General features: G+C 72.2%; 14 protein-coding genes. 7 read left to right on the top strand and 7 right to left on the bottom strand.

Going from position 1 to position 16,528, the window contains the following annotated elements:
• Positions 1-22: 22 nt before the first annotated feature.
• Together ACIRB4_RS21075 and ACIRB4_RS21070 are read right to left on the bottom strand one after the other, a co-directional pair.
• Entirely contained in the window at positions 23-2,197 is a 2,175-nt protein-coding gene (locus tag ACIRB4_RS21075) for an MMPL family transporter (protein ID WP_403293290.1), read from the bottom strand.
• Positions 2,198-2,294: 97 nt separating this feature from the next.
• Positions 2,295-2,867 carry a TetR/AcrR family transcriptional regulator gene (locus tag ACIRB4_RS21070; protein WP_403293288.1) on the bottom strand — a complete coding sequence of 191 codons (573 nt, stop codon included), beginning with the start codon at positions 2,865-2,867 and terminating at the stop codon, positions 2,295-2,297.
• A 160-nt stretch (positions 2,868-3,027) separates the two neighbouring features.
• On the opposite strand from ACIRB4_RS21070, the gene ACIRB4_RS21065 reads away from it, so the two are divergent.
• Complete coding sequence (locus ACIRB4_RS21065) at positions 3,028-6,345, top strand: S41 family peptidase (RefSeq protein ID WP_403293287.1); 3,318 nt, start codon at positions 3,028-3,030, stop codon at positions 6,343-6,345.
• Here the strand turns inward: ACIRB4_RS21065 and ACIRB4_RS21060 are convergent.
• From ACIRB4_RS21060 to ACIRB4_RS21040, 5 genes are all read right to left on the bottom strand, one after another.
• Entirely contained in the window at positions 6,288-6,806 is a 519-nt protein-coding gene (locus tag ACIRB4_RS21060) for a GNAT family N-acetyltransferase (RefSeq protein ID WP_403293285.1), read from the bottom strand. The two genes, ACIRB4_RS21065 and ACIRB4_RS21060, sit on opposite strands and share 58 nt — an antisense overlap.
• Before the next feature lie 138 nt (positions 6,807-6,944).
• On the bottom strand, positions 6,945-7,133 hold the full coding sequence (locus tag ACIRB4_RS21055; protein ID WP_356889063.1) for a hypothetical protein: 189 nt from the start codon (positions 7,131-7,133) through the stop codon (positions 6,945-6,947).
• Between the two features lie 108 nt (positions 7,134-7,241).
• Entirely contained in the window at positions 7,242-8,132 is an 891-nt protein-coding gene (locus ACIRB4_RS21050) for an SDR family oxidoreductase (RefSeq protein WP_403293283.1), read from the bottom strand.
• Positions 8,129-9,019 carry an alpha/beta fold hydrolase gene (locus tag ACIRB4_RS21045; protein WP_403293282.1) on the bottom strand — a complete coding sequence of 297 codons (891 nt, stop codon included), beginning with the start codon at positions 9,017-9,019 and terminating at the stop codon, positions 8,129-8,131. The genes ACIRB4_RS21050 and ACIRB4_RS21045 overlap by 4 nt, the downstream gene beginning before the upstream one ends.
• Positions 9,016-10,536, bottom strand: a complete 1,521-nt coding sequence (locus tag ACIRB4_RS21040) for a flavin-containing monooxygenase (protein ID WP_403293280.1) — start codon at positions 10,534-10,536, stop codon at positions 9,016-9,018. The genes ACIRB4_RS21045 and ACIRB4_RS21040 overlap by 4 nt, the downstream gene beginning before the upstream one ends.
• A gap of 202 nt (positions 10,537-10,738) precedes the next feature.
• On the opposite strand from ACIRB4_RS21040, the gene ACIRB4_RS21035 reads away from it, so the two are divergent.
• The 6 genes from ACIRB4_RS21035 to ACIRB4_RS21010 all read left to right on the top strand — a co-directional run bounded on the left by ACIRB4_RS21035 (position 10,739) and on the right by ACIRB4_RS21010 (position 16,404).
• The gene (locus ACIRB4_RS21035; protein WP_403293507.1) at positions 10,739-11,359 is read left to right on the top strand and encodes a MerR family transcriptional regulator; all 621 of its coding nucleotides are present in this window, start codon (positions 10,739-10,741) and stop codon (positions 11,357-11,359) included.
• Positions 11,360-11,558: 199 nt separating this feature from the next.
• Positions 11,559-12,170, top strand: a complete 612-nt coding sequence (locus ACIRB4_RS21030; RefSeq protein WP_403293278.1) for a hypothetical protein — start codon at positions 11,559-11,561, stop codon at positions 12,168-12,170.
• Between the two features lie 2 nt (positions 12,171-12,172).
• Positions 12,173-13,522, top strand: coding sequence for a peptidoglycan-binding protein (locus ACIRB4_RS21025; RefSeq protein ID WP_403293276.1), 1,350 nt, complete (start codon positions 12,173-12,175; stop codon positions 13,520-13,522).
• Positions 13,519-14,235, top strand: coding sequence for an ABC transporter ATP-binding protein (locus tag ACIRB4_RS21020; RefSeq protein ID WP_403293274.1), 717 nt, complete (start codon positions 13,519-13,521; stop codon positions 14,233-14,235). Before ACIRB4_RS21025 ends, ACIRB4_RS21020 begins: the two co-directional genes overlap by 4 nt.
• A gap of 251 nt (positions 14,236-14,486) precedes the next feature.
• Positions 14,487-15,668: an ABC transporter permease gene (locus ACIRB4_RS21015; RefSeq protein ID WP_403293505.1), complete on the top strand. Its 1,182-nt coding sequence runs from the start codon at positions 14,487-14,489 to the stop codon at positions 15,666-15,668.
• Positions 15,669-16,038: 370 nt separating this feature from the next.
• A complete protein-coding gene (locus tag ACIRB4_RS21010) occupies positions 16,039-16,404 on the top strand; it encodes an SH3 domain-containing protein (RefSeq protein ID WP_403293273.1) in 366 nt (121 codons plus the stop codon).
• Positions 16,405-16,528: the final 124 nt, after the last annotated feature.

The raw sequence follows: 16,528 nt of genomic DNA, 5'->3' as shown, positions 1-16,528 counted from the left end.
GTCCTCAGGACCGATCAGCGGATCACGTCTTCACGAGCTCGCGCCCCGGGCCCGCGGCGGCGGGGTCCTGGGACGTCGTGAGCCCCTCGCCCTCCACGTCCACATTGGGCAGCGCCCGGTCCAGCCACTTCGGCAGCCACCACGCCTTGTGGCCGAGCAGAGCGAGCACCGCCGGGACGATCGCCATCCGGACCACGAAGGCGTCGAAGAGGACGGCGACCGCGAGGCCGAAGCCGATCATCTTGATCATCTGGTCGGTCATGCCGATGAAGCCGGAGAAGACCGCGATCATGATCACGGCGGCGGCGGTGACCACCCGGGCGCTGTGCCGGAAGCCGGTCACGATCGCCTCGCCGGGCCGCTCCCCGTGGACGTACGCCTCGCGCATCCGGGTGACGAGGAAGACCTCGTAGTCCATCGCGAGACCGAAGACGACACCCACCATGAAGATCGGCATCATCGACATGATCGGGCCGGTCTGCTCCACCCCGAACAGCGAGCCGAGCCAGCCCCACTGGAAGACCGCGACGACCGCGCCGAGGGCCGCGACCACCGAGAGCAGGAAGCCGAGGGCCGCCTTCAGCGGGACCAGGACGGACCGGAACACGACCATGAGCAGCAGGAAGGCGAGTCCGACCACGAGCGCCAGGTACGGCACGAGGGCGTCGTTCATCTTCTGCGAGAAATCGATGTTCATCGCCGTCTGACCGCTGACCAGGACGTTGTCACCGGTCGCGCCGCGGATGTCATGGACCAGCTCCTCGGTGGCGACCGAGGAGGGGCGATCCTTCGGGATCACCGTGATCATCGCCGTGTCGCCGGCCTTGTTGGGCGTCGGCGGCATGACGGCCACGACGCCGTCCAGGCCCTTGATCGTCTCCGCGGCGGAGTCGGCAGCGGACTTGTCCCCGTCGACGACGACCATCAGGGGGCCGTTGAATCCCGGGCCGAAGCCGTCCGAGAGCAGGTCGTACGCCCGGCGCTCGGTGGCGGAGACGGGCTTGGCGCCGTCGTCCGGCAGGCCCATCTCCAGCGAGGCGGCGGGCAGCGCGATCGCGCCGAGGCCGAGGACACCGACGACCAGGACCATGATCGGACGCCGGAGGACGAACCGCGCCCAGCGGGTGCCAGCGTTGGGCTTGCCGCCCTCGCTCTCGGTCTTCCTCCCCTGGCCCCTGCGCTCCTTGCGGCCCAGGACCTTGGCGCCCGCGAAGCCGAGCAGCGCCGGTATCAGGGTCAGCGCGATGAGGACGGCGATCACGACCGTGCCGGCCGCGGCGAAGCCCATCTTCGTCAGCATCGGGATGTTGACGACGGCGAGGCCGACCAGGGCGATGACGACGGTCAGACCGGCGAAGACGACGGCCGAGCCGGCCGTGCCCACCGCGCGGCCCGCGGCCTCCTCGCGCTCTCGGCCCTCGGTCAGCTCGGCGCGGTAGCGGGAGACGATGAAGAGGGCGTAGTCGATGCCGACCGCGAGACCGATCATCATCGCGAGGGTGGAGGTGGTGGAGCCGAGGTCGAGGACGTTGGCGAGCGCAGTGATCGTCGAGACGCCGATGCCGACGCCGATGATCGCGGTCAGCAGCGGGAGTCCGGCGGCGACGAGCGAGCCGAAGGTGATGACGAGCACGATGCCGGCGATGATCACGCCGACGATCTCGCCCGCGCCGGTCGCCGGCATGGTCTGGAGCGCGTCACCGCCGATCTCGACGGTCAGCCCCTTGCCCTGCGCGTCGTGCCCGGTCCGCTCCAGGGCCTCGCGGGTCGCGTCCGTCAGCTCCATGCCGGAGACCTTGTAGCTGACGGAGACGTACGCGGTCGAGCCGTCCCGGGAGACCGCCTGGGCGGTGTACGGGTCGGTGACGCGGGCGACCTGGTCCGAGCCGGCCTTCAGCTCGCCGACGACCTTCTGGACCTTGGCCTTGTTGGCCGGGTCGGTCATCTTCTGGCCGTCGGGGGCCTGGAAGACGACCCGGGCGGTGGCCCCGTCGGCGTTGCCGCCGGGGAAGCGCTGTTCAAGCAGGTCGAAGGCGCGCTGGGCCTCCGTGCCGGGTATCGAGAAGGAGCTGGAGGTCGCGGCGGGCGCGGTGGCGGCGCCGGCTCCGGCGAGCGCGAGGAGCGCCACCCAGAGCAGGGCGACGAGCCGTCGGCGCCGGAAGGCGGACCGGCCGAGCTTGTAGAGGAACGTGGCCACGGGGGCGTACTCCCGGTGTTGAGTGGGACAGGGCATGGGGAGCCGGCCCGACGGCGTGAGCGGTGCGACGTCAGGTGGAGCGGGTGGTGCGGTGGGATCAGACGCCGAGTGAGGGGAGCACGACGGCGTCGATGTAGCTGCTGAGGAAGGCGTGGTCGACCGGCTGATCCTCGATCAGCGGGCGGGCGATGAACGCTCCGATCAGCATGTGCGGCACGAGCTTCAGTGCCGGGTTGCCGGCGCTGACCTCGCCTCGCTCGACCGCTCGTCGCAGCATCGCCTCGAAGCCGATCATCTCGGGATCGATGAGCACTTCGCGGAGCGCCCGGAGCAGGTCGGGATGGGTGTGGACGGCATGGGCGAGGCTCCGGATCAGCGCGGAGTCCTTGTCCATCTGGCAGTCGTCGGTCCGCTCCAGCATCGCGTGGAGATCGCCCCGCAGGGAGCCGGTGTCGATCTCGTCGAGACCGGGCGGCTTGTTGTGGAGCATCGCCGTGGCGACCAGCTCGGGCTTTCCCCCCCACTGGCGGTAGAGGGTGGCCTTGCTGGAGTGGGTGCGGGCGGCGACGGCGTCCATGGTGAGGGCGTCGTAGCCGACCTCGCGCAGGAGGTCGAGCACGGCTTCGTACAGCTCGGCCTCACGTTCCGGTGTGAGCCTGCCGCGTGCCATGCGGTGACCTCCGTCGCTACGAATGCTGAACGAAACGGTTTCGTACACCTCGAAGATACTCACCGCTTGAGCGAAACGAAACCGTTTCGTACGTGGTCTCCGCCACACGCGTACGCACGTACGAGTTGCCGCGCCCCCGCCACGCGGAAAGCATGAGGAGGTGAGTGAAAGCGCCGCGTACCTCCGCTTCCCGCATCTCCACGACGATCTGCTGTGCTTCGCGGCAGAGGACGATCTCTGGGTCGCCCCGCTCGTGCCCGAGGGCCGTCCCCCGGGCCGGGCCTGGCGGCTCACCGTCGACCGGACGCGGGTGGGCCACCCGCGCTTCTCGCCCGACGGGCGCCACATCGCGTACACGAGCTGGCGCAGCCTCGACCCCGAGATCCATCTCGCGCCGGTCGACGGCGGTCCGTCCCGACGCCTCAGCCACTGGGGATCCACCGACACCCGGGTCTGCGGCTGGTCTCCCCCGGACAAGGACGGGAAGTCCGACATCCTCGCCGTCTCCTCCCACGGCCAGCCCTTCTCGTACTTCTCCTGGGCCTACACCGTCCCCACCGACGGCTCCCCCGGCCGCCGGATGCCCTGGGGCCCGGTCTCCGACATCGAGGTCGCCGACATCGACGGGGAGCGGCGCACCCTCCTGCTGACCGGCAAGCCGCCGCACGAGCCGGCCGCCTGGAAGCGGTACCGGGGCGGGGCCATGGGGCGGCTGTGGCTGCACGGCGAGCAGCTGCTGCCGGACATCGGCGGACACCTGGACTCGCCGATGTTCGTCGCGGGGCGGATCGCGTTCCTCTCCGACCACGAGGGCGTCGGCAACCTCTACTCCTGCCTGCCCGACGGCACCGATCTGCGGCGCCACACCGACCACGACACCTTCTACGCCCGGCACGCCGCCAGTGACGGGCGCCGGGTCGTCTACCAGTGCGCGGGCGACCTGTGGATCGTCGACGCCCTGACCGCGGACTCCCTCCCGCGCAGGCTGGAGGTGCGGCTCGGGGGCCCGCGCGCCGGGCGGCGCCGCTACCAAGTCCCGGCCGCCCACCACGTCGACGCGATCTCGGTCGACGAGACGGGCCGGGCCAGCGCGGTCTCGGTCCGCGGCAGCCTGTACTGGCTCACCCACCGCGACGGGCCGGCCCGCACCATCACCGACACCCCGGGCGTACGCGCCCGGCTGCCCGTGATGCTGGGCAGCGGCGGCCAGGTCGCCTACGTCACCGACGCCGAGGGCGAGGACGCCGTCGAGGTCGCCTATCTGCCGCGCGCCAGCGGCGACCGGGAGCCGCGCCGCCTTGCCTCCGGCGAACTGGGCCGGGTCGAGGAGCTGGTCTCCGACCCGGAGGGCGAACGGCTCGCCCTGGCCTCCCACGACGGCCGGCTGCTCCTCATCGACACGAGCGAGGAGTCTGGGGGCACCTCCCAGGCCGAAGGCTCTGGGGGAGGCGAGGTCACCGAGCTGATCCGGTCCCTCAACGGACCGGTCCGCGATCTCGCCTTCTCCCCCGACGGGGCCTGGCTGACCTGGTCGCACCCGGGCATCGGGCGTTCGCTGCGCCAGATCAAGATGGCCCGGATCTCCGGTCCCGGCACCCGCACGGTCGTCGACGTCACCAACGGCCGCTTCGAGGACGAGAACCCGGTCTTCACCCGCGACGGCCGCTACCTCGCCTTCCTCTCCTGGCGGGGCTTCGACCCGGTGTACGACGTGCACACCGGGGACCTGTCCTTCCCGCTGGGCTGCCGCCCCTATCTCGTACCGCTCTCCTCGACGACCCCGTCCCCGTTCGCGCTGCTGCCCGACGGGCGCCCGGCGGCCGGGGGCCTGGACCCGGGCGACAGCGAGGCGGAGAGCGGCGGGGAGGGCACCGTGATCGTGGAGGTGGAAGGGCTGCCCGACCGGGTCACGCCGTTCCCCGTGGCGGCCTCGAAGTACTCCGCGCTCCATCCGGTCAGCGGCGGCGGGCTCGTCTGGCTGCGCTGGCCCATCTCCGGCGCGCTGGGCGAGACGTTCGCCAACCCGGCCGACACCACGGGCCGGCCCACCCTGGAGCACTTCAACATCACCAAGGCCCGCAAGAGCGAACTCGTCCAGCACCTCGACTGGTTCGCGGTCAGCGGCGACGGGACCCGGCTCGTCGTGGTCGACGAGGGCGATCTGCGGGCGGTGCCGTCCACCGAGTCCGGTGACAGCGATTCGACGGTCTACCTGGACCTGCGGCGGATCCTGCACGAGGTCGACCCGGAGGCGGAGTGGCGGCAGGCGTACGACGAGGCGGGCCGGATCATCCACGCCTACTTCTGGGAGCCGGACATGTGCGGGGTCGACTGGACGGCGGTCCTCGACCAGTACCGCCCGCTGGTCGAACGGGTCGCCTCCCCGGACGAGTTCGCCGACCTGCTCCGCGAGGTCCTCGGCGAGCTGGGCACCTCCCACGCCTACGTCACCCCCGCGCGCCGCAACGAGGGCCCGCCGCACTACCAGCGGCCGATGGGCCTGCTCGGCGCCAACCTCGTCTGCCGGGAGGGCCGCTGGATGGTCAAGCGCATCCTGCCCGGCGAGTCCTCCGACTCCAAGGCGCGCTCGCCGCTGGCGGGCACGGGCATCCGCGAGGGCGCGATCCTCACCCATGTGGACGGCCGGCCGGTGGACCCGGTGTGCGGCCCGTACCCGCTGCTGGCGGCCTCCGGCGGTACGACGGTGGAGCTGACGTTCCAGCCGGCGGAGGGCGAGGGCCGGGCGCGGCGGGTCGCGATCGTGCCGCTCATCGACGAACGGCCGCTGCGCTACCAGGACTGGGTGGCGAAGCGGCGGGCGGTGGTGCGCGAGGTCAGCGGCGGCAAGTGCGGCTACCTCCACATCCCCGACATGGGCGGTTCGGGCTGGGCCCAGTTCAACCGCGACCTGCGGATGGAGGTATCACGCCCGGCCCTGATCGTGGACGTGCGCGGCAACGCGGGCGGGCACATCAGCGAGCTGGTCGTCGAGAAGCTGACCCGCAAGATCCTCGGCTGGGACCTGACGAGGAACGCGCAGCCCGTGTCGTACGCCTCGAACGCGCCGCGCGGCCCGGTCGTCGCCCTCGCCGACGAGGCGACCTCGTCGGACGGCGACATGATCACGGCGGCGTTCAAACTCCTCGGGCTCGGCCCGGTGGTGGGTCAGCGGACCTGGGGCGGGGTGGTCGGCATGACCGGCCGCCACCGTCTCGGCGACGGCACGCAGATCACGGTGCCGATGAACGCGGCCTGGTTCCCGGAGTACGGCTGGTCCGTGGAGAACCACGGCGTGGAGCCCGACCTGGCGATCCTGCGCACCCCGCTCGACTGGGCGGAGGGCCGGCACGCCCAGCTCGACGACGCCGTCGAGGTGGCGCTCTCCCTCCTCGAACAGACCCCGGCGGCCACCCCGCCCGGCTACTCCGACGTCCCCGACCGCTCCCGTCCGAAGCTCCCGCCGAGGTCCAACTCGTAGGCGGTCCCCGCACGTCCGTCGAGCGTCACGCTCCCGACGGCCCCGAACCCGACGCGCCCGAGCACGGCCCTCGACGCCGGATTGTCGAGGGTCGTGGCGGCCGTGAGGCGTCGCAGCCCGTACGCCTCCACGGCCAGCCGGCACACCGCGCGCACGCCCTCCGTGGCGACCCCCCGCCCGGTGGCCTTCTCCGCGACCCGGTAGCCGAGCTCCGCGCTCCCGTCGGCCACGTCGACCAGATTGAACCGCCCGAGGACCTCCCCGTCGTCCCCGACGAGGACATGGAAGTGGCACACCCCCGCCTCCTGCTCGTCGAGCAGGGCGCGGTGGCGCGCGTCGAACTCCTCGAACCAGGCGTCACCCCGGTCGGGCACGGAGGCGGCGAAGAACCCCCGGTTCTCCCGCTCGAACGCGAGGAGGGCGGGGGCGTGTTCGGGTCGGAGTCGCTGCAGGTCGGCCATGGTCGCCAACGTACGCGGTGAGGCGTCCGGCGGTCACCGGTTTTCCGGGACGCGAAGAGGCACCCGGCGGTCAGCCGTTTTCCGGGACGCGAAGAGGCGCACCCGGCGTCCCGGGTGCGCCTGTTCAGCGGACGGACGTCAGGCGTCGTAGTCCTCGTCGAAGCGGCGCTGCGCCTCCTGCGGGGAGCGGCTCGGCTCCTCCTCGGAGCGGCCGCTCTTCGCCCGGGAGGCACGCTCGGACGCTTCGTCCTTGGCGTTGCTCATCCTCTGCTTCGCCTGCTGGGTCGCCTGCTGCGCCTTGTCCTTGAACTGTTCTGCCTTGCCCATGAAGGTTCACTCCTCGATGGGTGAGAGGGGTCGGGGCGGGTCGCCCCTTGGGCCTCGACCAGCGTGGCACGGCAGAACAATCCGCGCATTTCGATCGGTTACTCCCCGCTACCGCCGGGAGCCGCCCCCCGTGCGCTCCTGCTCGTCGGCCGCCCCTCCCGCACCCACAAGGCCCTTGGGGACACCGGCGAGGCGCGGCTCGAAGCGGCGCATCTCGCGCTGTCCGACGGTGGCGATGATCCCGGGCAGGTAGCCACGGAACGACTGCATCCCGCGCAGCCACCATTGGGCGTACACATGCGGCGAGCGCCGCTCGATGCCGGCCACGATCCGGTCGACGGCCGGGCCCAGGGGATAGGTGCGGTTCGACGGCCAGGGCAGCCGCCTGCGCAGCTCCTTCATCACGTCGTCCTGGTCCGCGCCCCGGACCATGTCCGTGTCGGTCCAGGAGAGGTAGCCCACGCCCACCTTCACCCCCTTGTAGCCGACCTCGGCGCGGAGGCTGTGCGCGAACGCCTCCACGCCCGACTTCGACGCGCAGTACGCCGTCATCATGGGCGCCGGTGTGATGGCGGCGAGCGAGGCGATCTGCAGGAAGTAGCCCCGGGACTCCATCAGTACGGGCAGGAAGGCCCGGCCGGTCACCGCGCCGCCGATGAGGTTGACCTCGATGACCCGCCGCCAGGCGACCGGGTCGGAGTCGACGAACGGCCCGCCCGCCGCCACACCCGCGTTGGCCACGACGATGTCGACCTTGCCGAAGCGCTCCTTGACCTCGCCCGCGACCCGGGCCATCGCCTCGTGGTCGGTGACGTCCGCGTGCCACCAGTCGGCCTCGGTGTGCAGCCGGTCCGCGACCTGCTTCAGCTCCTCCGGCTCCAGACCCACCAGCGCGACCTTCGCGCCGCGCGCGGAGAGCTTGCGGGCGAGGAGTTCACCGACACCGCGGGCCGCTCCGGTGACGACCGCGACCTGCCCCTCCAGACTCACCCTGCTCATGCTTGCTCCTTCACACCCAGGTACGTGACGGACAGTTCGCGGATCCGCGCGGTGACGGCCTCCGGCGCCTCCACCGGGGTCATGTGTCCCATCCCCGGCAGCTCGACGAGGCCCACGCACCGCGGCAGCGCCGCCGCCAAGGCGCGCGAGTGGACGGGCGGGGTCATCCGGTCCTCGGTGCCGACGAGCACGGCCACGGGCAGCTCAAGACCCCGTACGCCGGCGTCGAGATCGAGCTCGGCGAGGACGTGTGACCAGGCCACCCGCGCCCGGCGCGGGCAGGCGTGCACGATCCGGGCGCAGGTGGCGACCCGGTCGGGCGCCGAACCCGGCCCCATGGTGGCGTACTTGAGGAGCCGCTTCGACAGGGGTGACACCGGCCCGAGCGGCGCCCTCGCGCCGAGGATCCCCCGGGTGAGCCGGGTCCTCAGCCCGCCCGCCCGCAGCGGTACGACGAGGGATTCGGCGGTGAGCCGGGCGGGGCCCGTGGAGCAGAGCAGGACGGCGGCCGCGTGCTCCCGGAAGCCGGGCCGGCCGGCGGCGGCCATCAGCGTCATGCCGCCCATGGAGTGCCCGGCCAGGACGGCCTTCTCGCCGGGTTCCAGGGTGGCGGCGAGGACGGCTTCGAGGTCGTCGGCGAGCGCCCGCGTCGAGTACCCGGAGCGGCCGACCAGGGGCGTACGGCCGTGGCCGCGCTGGTCGTAGGCGATGACCCGGTGGTCGGCGGAGAGGTCCCGTATCTGCTCGGCCCAGAAGGCGGTCGAACAGGTCCAACCGTGGGCGAGGACCACGGCGGGGGCGCCCTCGGGCCCGTGCGTCTCGACGTGGATCCGCGAGCCGTCGGCGGAGACGGCGGTCAGCTCCCTGGGCCGCACGAACCGGCTCACTTGACCGTCTCCTTCTCCAGGGGCGCACGGGCGGGTTCCTGCGCGGGGGCGGGGCGCAGCACCTCGTACTCCGCGAGGTCGACCCGGCGGGTCTCGCGCCGGAACTCGCCGGTCGTGCCCGGCCAGAGGGTGGTGTTGCGGCCGTTGGCGTCGAGGTACCAGCTGTTGCAGCCGCCGGCCTTCCACACCGTGCGCTCCATCCGGTCCTGGACCTTGCGGTTCCAGGCGCCGACGGCGGACGGCCGGGCGGCGAGGGCGGCGCGCCCTCCGAGGACGTCCAGCTGGCGCATGTAGTCGGCCAGGTAGTTCAGCTGGGACTCGATCATGAGGATCATGGAGGAGTTCCCCAGGCCCGTGTTGGGGCCGATGATCGTCATCCAGTTGGGGAAGCCTGCGGCGGTGGCGCCACGCAGCGACTCCATGCCGTCCTTCCAGGTCTCGGCGAGCGTGCGCCCGTCGGCGCCGACGACCCGTTCGGCGATCGGCATGTCGGTGACGTGGAATCCCGTACCGAAGACGATCGCGTCGACCTCGGTCTCGGTGCCGTCCGCGGCCACGACGGTCGAGCCGCGCACCTCGCGCAGGCCGGAGGCGACGACGTCCACATTGGGGCGGGCGAGGGCCGGGTAGTACTCGCTGGAGAGCAGGATCCGCTTGCAGCCGATGCGGTACGACGGCGTCAGCTTGGCGCGCAGCGCCGGGTCCTTGATCGCGCGGTTCATGTTGGCCTTGGCGAGGGACTCGACCAGGCCGAGCTCGTTCGGGCGCTTGGTGAAGGCGCTGACCTGGAGTTCCCGGATGCCCCACAGGAGGCCCCGGCGGGCGGTCCCGGTGGCGGGGAGCGTGCGGTGCAGCCAGCGCTCGGCGCCGGTGATGGCGCGGTCCAGGCGCGGCATCACCCAGGGGGGCGTGCGCTGGAAGAGGGTGAGCGCGGCGACCTTCGGCTGGATCGCGGGCACGATCTGGATGGCGGAGGCGCCGGTGCCGATCATGGCGACGCGCTTGCCGGTCAGGTCGTAGTCGTGGTCCCAGCGGGCGGAGTGGAAGACCTTGCCGGGGAAACCCGCGAGGCCGGGGATCTCGGGGATCTTGGGGTCGGAGAGCGGCCCGGTCGCGGAGACGACCACGTCGGCGGTGAGGGAGCCCTGGCTGGTCTCGATCTCCCAGCGCAGCTCGTCGCCGTCCCAGCGCATCGTCATCACCTCGTGGTTCAGGCGGATGTGCGGGCGGAGCCGGAAGGTGTCGGTGACGTGCTCCAGATAGGCCCGGATGTGGCGCTGCCCGGAGAAGGTCCGCGGCCAGTCGGGGTTGGGCGCGAAGGAGAAGGAGTAGAGGTGCGAGGGGACGTCGCAGGCGCAGCCGGGGTAGCTGTTGTCCCGCCAGGTGCCGCCGACGGAGTCGGCCCGCTCCAGGACGACGAAGTCGGTGATCCCCTCGCGGCGCAGCCGGACGGCGGCTCCCAGGCCACCGAACCCCGATCCGATCACCGCCACTCGTACATGCTCGTGCTTCGCCATGCCGCCTCCCGTGCGCCCGGCCAAGATTCCGCCAGCAATCACTGGCACGATTGGGAGAGTAGAGCAGCTCCTTACCGAGCGGTAGGGGTTGGACAAGGGAAAGTTACCGACGGTACGTCATAGGCTGGCGGGCGTGGCAGAACGATCGGAGCAGGCGAGGAACCGGGCGGCCGACCGGGCGGCGGGGGTACGCGAGTACCGCATGGAGGAGCTGGCGGCCGCCGCCGGCATCACCGTGCGCACCCTGCGCTTCTACCGCGAACGCGGCCTGATCCCGCCACCCCGCCGGGAAGGCCGGATCGCCTGGTACGACGACCACCACCTGGCCAAGCTCCGCACGATCGCCGCCCTGCTCGAACGCGGCCACACCCTCAACGGCATCGCCGACCTCAACACCGCCTTCGAGAGCGGCAAGGACGTCAGCGAGGTCCTCGGCCTCGGCGAACCCACCGAGGAGGAGCCCGTCCGGCTCACCCCGCAGGAACTGGCCGACTACTTCGCCGGCGAGGTCACCCCCGAGAACCTGGTGGCCGCCCTCGACCTCGGGTACATCGCCACCGACGGCGACACCATCGTCCACATCAGCCGCCGGCTGCTCGACGTCTCGGCCACCCTCGTCAAGGAGGGTATCCCGCTCGCCGCCGTCCTCCAGGCGGGGCGCGCGGTCCGCGAGCACGCGGACGCGATGGCCGGGATCTTCACGGAGCTGATGCGGACGCACGCCGAGGAGAAGGACATCGAGCGGCTGCGGCCGCTGGCCAAGAGCGTGGTGGACGCGGAGCTGTCGATGGCCCTGGACCGGCGGCTGCGCGAACCGTCCTGACGCACGCGCGACAGGGCCCGCGCGCGCCGTGGCCCGTCCTGACGCACGCACGCCGACCCGACGCACCCGCCACGGGCCCGCGCGCGCCGATCACATGACCGGCTGACAGGTTCTTCAAAGGTTCTTCATCATCTCCGCCGTACGGTCGGCCTGCCCGCCGCACCCGCGGCCGGGCCCGACAGGACATGCGGGAGAACCGATGAGGACGAACCGGGTACTGCTGGCCGCCGCGGCGTCGGTGATGGCGTTCGCGCTGACCGGCTGCGGCGGCGACGACGGCGGCGCGAAGGTTCCCACGGCGGGCGGCGGGAGCGCCTCGGCGGGCACCGGCTCGGGCTCCGGCTCCGGGGACACCGCGGGCGGCGGGAGCGAACAGAGCGAGATCGCCGAGTACGTCGCCATCAAGCGCAAGTGGGTCGCGTGCATGCGGGAGAACGGGATCGACCTCCCCGACCCCAACTCCCTGGGCCAGGTCGACACCGGCGACAACCGCGGCCTCAAGCAGAACCCGAAGTTCGCGACGGCCCAGGACAAGTGCGAGGAGTTCAACGCGACCGTCCCCGCCAGCGTCGAGAAGGCCATGCGCCCCAAGCTCACCCCCGAGCAGATCAAGGTCCAGCGCGAGTACGCCGACTGCATGCAGAAGAACGGCGCCCCCGACTTCCCCGACCCCGACGCCGACGGCTACGCGCCGGTCGACAACGACGGCTCCCCGGACTGGGACCAGTCCTCGGCGGGCGCCAAGCGGGCCGCCCGCACCTGCGCGCCGATCGTCGGCGACCCGGTCGACCAGGGCCCGGGCAAGGGCTGAGCATGACCGGGACGTTCAGCATGGAGGAGACGGAGCCGGGCACGGAGGCGGCGGAGTACGACGCCCCCGCCGGCCCGGGGCGGCGCAGGCGGCGCACGCTGCTGCTCGCCTTCGCCGTCGTGACCGTCGCGGCGGTCGCCGTCGTCGGCGCGCTGGGCCTCGGCGGCGGCGGGGACGAGACCCCCGGCGCCCCGCCCCGGGCGGGCTCCACCGTGCAGGTGACCCGGGGAACACTGACCGAACGGACCACCGTGGACGGCCAGTTGGGGTACGGCACGGAAATACCGCTCCCGGTCAAGGCGACCGGCACGGTCACCTGGCTGCCCGAACCGGGCACGACGGTCTCGCGCGGCGAGGAACTGCTGCGGGTGGACGACCGGCCCGTGGTGCTGCTGTACGGAACACTCCCGATGTACCGGGAGCTCGGCCTGACCGCACCACAGCCCCCGCCGGACACCAGCGGCGGCGGCAGCGCTGGCGGCGGTGACGGGAAGAGCCTGCCGTCCAAGAGCGGGTCCTCCGGGACCCCCGATCCCTCCGGGTCACCGGCGCCGGGGGGCGCCGGGACCGGAGGTTCGGGCGGCGGAACGGGCGGGTCGAGCGGAGGGACAGCCGGGACGGGCGCCCGGACACAGGCGCCGAGGGAACCGCGCGGCATGGACGTCATGCAGTTCGAGACCAACCTCGCCACCCTCGGCCACACCGGCTTCACCGTGGACGAGCGGTTCACCACCGGAACCGCCCGGGCGGTCAAGCGCTGGCAGAAGTCGCTCGGACTCCCCCAGACCGGCACGGTCGGCATCGGGGACGTCATCTACTCCTCCGGCACCGTACGGATCGGCCAGGCCGGCGTCCGACTCGGCTCCGCCGTCGGCGAGAACGCCCTCACGTACACCGGTACGGCGCGCAAGGTCGTCGTCAACGCCTCGGCTCGGGAGGCCTCCTGGGCCGTACGCGGCACGGCCGTCACCGTCAAGCTCCCCGACGGACGGCCCGTGAAGGGCAAGGTCGCCTCGGTGGGCAAGGCCGCGACCGCGCCCGAGGGCGGAGGCGGGGACGGCGGCGCCGACGCCGGCGCCCCGACGATTCCGGTCACCGTCACCATCGAGGACCAGAAGTCCGTCGGACAGCTGGAGAGCGGCCCCGTCAGCGTCGAGTACGTCGGACGGGAACGCAAGGACGTGCTCACCGTCCCGGTCGCCGCGCTCGTCGCGCTCGCCGAAGGCGGCCACGGCCTGGAGACCACGGACGGCACCTTCGTCGCCGCGAAGACGGGGCTCTTCGCCGACGGCAAGGTGGAGGTGAGCGGTCCCGCCGTCCGCGAGGGCATGAAGGTGAGGATCCCGCAGTGAACGACCGGTCCGAGGCCGTCCCTGTTGTGGAGTTCGACGCGGTCTCCAAGACGTATCCGGGCGGGGTTGCGGCGGTACAGGACGTGAGCCTGCGCATCGAACGAGGCGAACTCGTCGCGATCGTCGGCCCGTCGGGTTCGGGCAAGTCCAGCATGCTGAACCTGATGGGCAGCCTCGACCGTCCGACCGCGGGCCGCGTGCTGGTCGACGGACACGACGTGGCGAGCCTGACCGACCGGGAGGTCTCCGCGCTGCGGGCCACCCGGATCGGCTTCGTCTTCCAGCAGTTCCACCTCGCGGTGGGCGTACCCGTCCTGGACTCGGTCGCCGACGGCCTGCTGTACGCCGGTGTCCCGATGCGCCGGCGCAGGGCCAAGGCGGCGGCCGCGCTCGCCCGGGTCGGGCTCGACCACCGCGTCCACCACCTCCCCCACCAGCTGTCGGGCGGCGAACGCCAACGCGTCGCGGTGGCCCGGGCGGTGGTCGGCGAACCGGCGGTCCTGCTGGCGGACGAACCCACCGGCAACCTCGACTCGGCCTCCGGCGCCGCCGTACTGGCACTGCTGCGCGAGCTCCACACCGCCGGGACCACGGTCGTGATCATCACCCACGACCGCGAGATCGCGGCCGCGCTCCCCCGCCGTATCGACATGCGCGACGGCCGCGTGGTCGCCGACACGACAGCGAGCACGACGATCGGGGCACCCCGTTGACGGACCGTACGAGAGACCTCCCCGGGCCCGACGACCAGAACGGCCTGGACTTCTGGGACGGCCAGGGCGATGGGATCGGCCAGGGCGACCGGGATGGCCAGGGCGACCGGAGCCGCCCGGACTACCGCAACGGCCTGGACGACCGGAACGGCCCGGACGACCGGAACGGCCAGGGTGGCTGGGACGGCCAGGACGACCGCAACGGCCAGGGTGGCTGGGAAGGCCAGGACCGGCGACGGTCCGGCGCCGCCCTGCGGCCCGCCCGGCTGGGCCCCGCCGACATCGTGCGACTCGGCGGAACGGGACTGCGGACACGGCCGCTGCGGGTCTTCCTGTCCGCGCTCGGCATCGCGATCGGCGTTGCCGCCATGATCGCGGTGGTCGGCATCTCCGGCTCCGGACAGGCGGAGGTGGACCGCCGGCTCGACGCCCTCGGCACCAATCTGCTGCGGGTGGCGCCCGGCAACTCCCTCAACGGCGAGAAGGCCGAACTCCCCCTGGAGACCGTCCGCATGATCGACCGCGTACCGCCCGTGCGGCAGGTCGCCGCCACCGGCGCCGTCGACGCGCACGTCTACCGCAACGAACACATCGTGGTCGGCCGTACGGGATCCCTGGAGGTCCTCGCGGCCGGCTCCGAGCTGCTCCCGGCCGTCGGCGGCCGGATCGGCAAGGGCCGGTGGCTGGACTCCGCGACCGAGAAGTACCCGGCGGTCGTGCTCGGCTCCACGGCCGCCAACCGGCTCGACGTCCACACGCCGGGGACGCGGCTCTGGATCGGCGGGCGCTGGTTCTCCCTGGTCGGCGTCCTCGATCCCGTACCGCTCGCACCCGAGCTCGACGCCGCCGCGCTGGTCGGCTGGCCCGCGGCCCGCACGTACCTCCGCTTCGACGGCCATCCGTCGACGGTCTACGTCCGCGCCGAGGACAGCCAGATCGCGGCGGTACGCGCGGTGCTCCCGGCCACGGCGCACCCGGAGAAGCCCGGTGAGGTCCAGATCTCCCGGCCATCCGACGCGCTCGCGGCCCGCGAGGCCACCGAGTCCGCGCTCACCGGCCTGCTGCTCGGGCTCGGTGGCGTCGCCCTGCTGGTCGGGGGCGTCGGCGTCGGCAACACGATGGTCATCTCCGTCCTGGAACGCCGCCCGGAGATCGGTCTGCGGCGCGCGCTCGGCGCGACCAGGGGCCAGATCCGCACCCAGTTCGTGACGGAGTCCCTGCTCCTGTCGGTGATCGGCGGACTCGGCGGCACCGTCCTCGGGACGGTGATCACCGCCCTGTACGCCCTGTCCCGCGACTGGCCGACGGTCGTGCCGGTCTGGGCCACGGCGGCGGGCGTGGGGGCCACGCTGCTGATCGGCATGATCGCGGGACTGTATCCGGCGGTCCGCGCGAGCCGCCTGGCACCCACGGAGGCACTGGCCGGCACCTGAACGAGACCGTCCGGGGATGAAAAGCGGCCAAGCTTTTCCACCGGCCCACCGGCGCGTCCTTCTGTTTCCCCGCGGGTCGGAATTTCCGCCTCCGACGGAGCGGAGCGATCCGTTGTGAACCGGAGCCCTGTCCACCTGCTGGACGGGGCGCCGGAGGCTGCCCCGAGCCGTCATCGAACGGAATTCAAGCGCTTCCCATAAGCGATCAAGAAAGGTGTGCGGAATGCTTCCGACCGGCCGCCACCGAAAAACGGCGGTGCTTTTTCGACGCCGTTGAAATCCAGGCGGCGGCCCGGCAATTCTTCTTCTGCACTCGAACGAACCCGTCCCGCTCGCCGAGTGGGCACAGACCAGAGTTCAGGAGAGATTGATGCGTCTTCGGACGAAGCTCGCCGCGGTGGCCGTCGGTGCCGTCGCGGCCACCGGTGGCCTTGTCATGCCCACAACGGCCGCCATCGCGGCCCCGAGCGGTGCCGCCGCCTGCACCAACCCCGGCTGGTCCAACAAGGACGGTCGCGCCGGCAAGACCAACACGAACTACGTGAACATCCGCTCCGGCCCCACGACCGACTGCCGGTCCAACGGGCAGGCCCAGATGAGCCACAGCCTCACGCTGCACTGCTGGGTGAACGGCCAGGACGGCACCTGGTCGCACGTCCGCGACAACAGCACCGGCGTCTCCGGCTGGATCAAGGACAGCCTGCTGGTCAACTACGGGTCCAACGTCAAGTGCTGACCCGGCGCTGATCCGTGTCGGGTCCAGCGTCAGGAGCGTGTCGGCCCGGCGCTGACATGCGCTGACCTCGCGCTCACGGCCGTGACGGGCCGGCCGCGCGACTGAACCCCCCTCCCGGCCCCCA

Source organism: Streptomyces sp. NPDC093600 (genome assembly GCF_044764755.1).
GTDB lineage: Bacteria > Actinomycetota > Actinomycetes > Streptomycetales > Streptomycetaceae > Streptomyces.
This window is presented reverse-complemented; position numbering and strand designations above follow the sequence as displayed.

Bases quoted from the DNA above. Each gene is read 5' to 3' on its own strand.
- ACIRB4_RS21070 (WP_403293288.1), bottom strand. From the start codon at position 2,867: ATGGCACGCGGCAGGCTCACACCGGAACGTGAGGCCGAGCTGTACGAA.
- ACIRB4_RS21060 (WP_403293285.1), bottom strand. From the start codon at position 6,806: ATGGCCGACCTGCAGCGACTCCGACCCGAACACGCCCCCGCCCTCCTC.
- ACIRB4_RS21055 (WP_356889063.1), bottom strand. From the start codon at position 7,133: ATGGGCAAGGCAGAACAGTTCAAGGACAAGGCGCAGCAGGCGACCCAG.
- ACIRB4_RS21050 (WP_403293283.1), bottom strand. From the start codon at position 8,132: ATGAGCAGGGTGAGTCTGGAGGGGCAGGTCGCGGTCGTCACCGGAGCG.
- ACIRB4_RS21040 (WP_403293280.1), bottom strand. From the start codon at position 10,536: ATGGCGAAGCACGAGCATGTACGAGTGGCGGTGATCGGATCGGGGTTC.
- ACIRB4_RS21035 (WP_403293507.1), top strand. From the start codon at position 10,739: ATGGAGGAGCTGGCGGCCGCCGCCGGCATCACCGTGCGCACCCTGCGC.
- ACIRB4_RS21030 (WP_403293278.1), top strand. From the start codon at position 11,559: ATGAGGACGAACCGGGTACTGCTGGCCGCCGCGGCGTCGGTGATGGCG.
- ACIRB4_RS21025 (WP_403293276.1), top strand. From the start codon at position 12,173: ATGACCGGGACGTTCAGCATGGAGGAGACGGAGCCGGGCACGGAGGCG.
- ACIRB4_RS21010 (WP_403293273.1), top strand. From the start codon at position 16,039: ATGCGTCTTCGGACGAAGCTCGCCGCGGTGGCCGTCGGTGCCGTCGCG.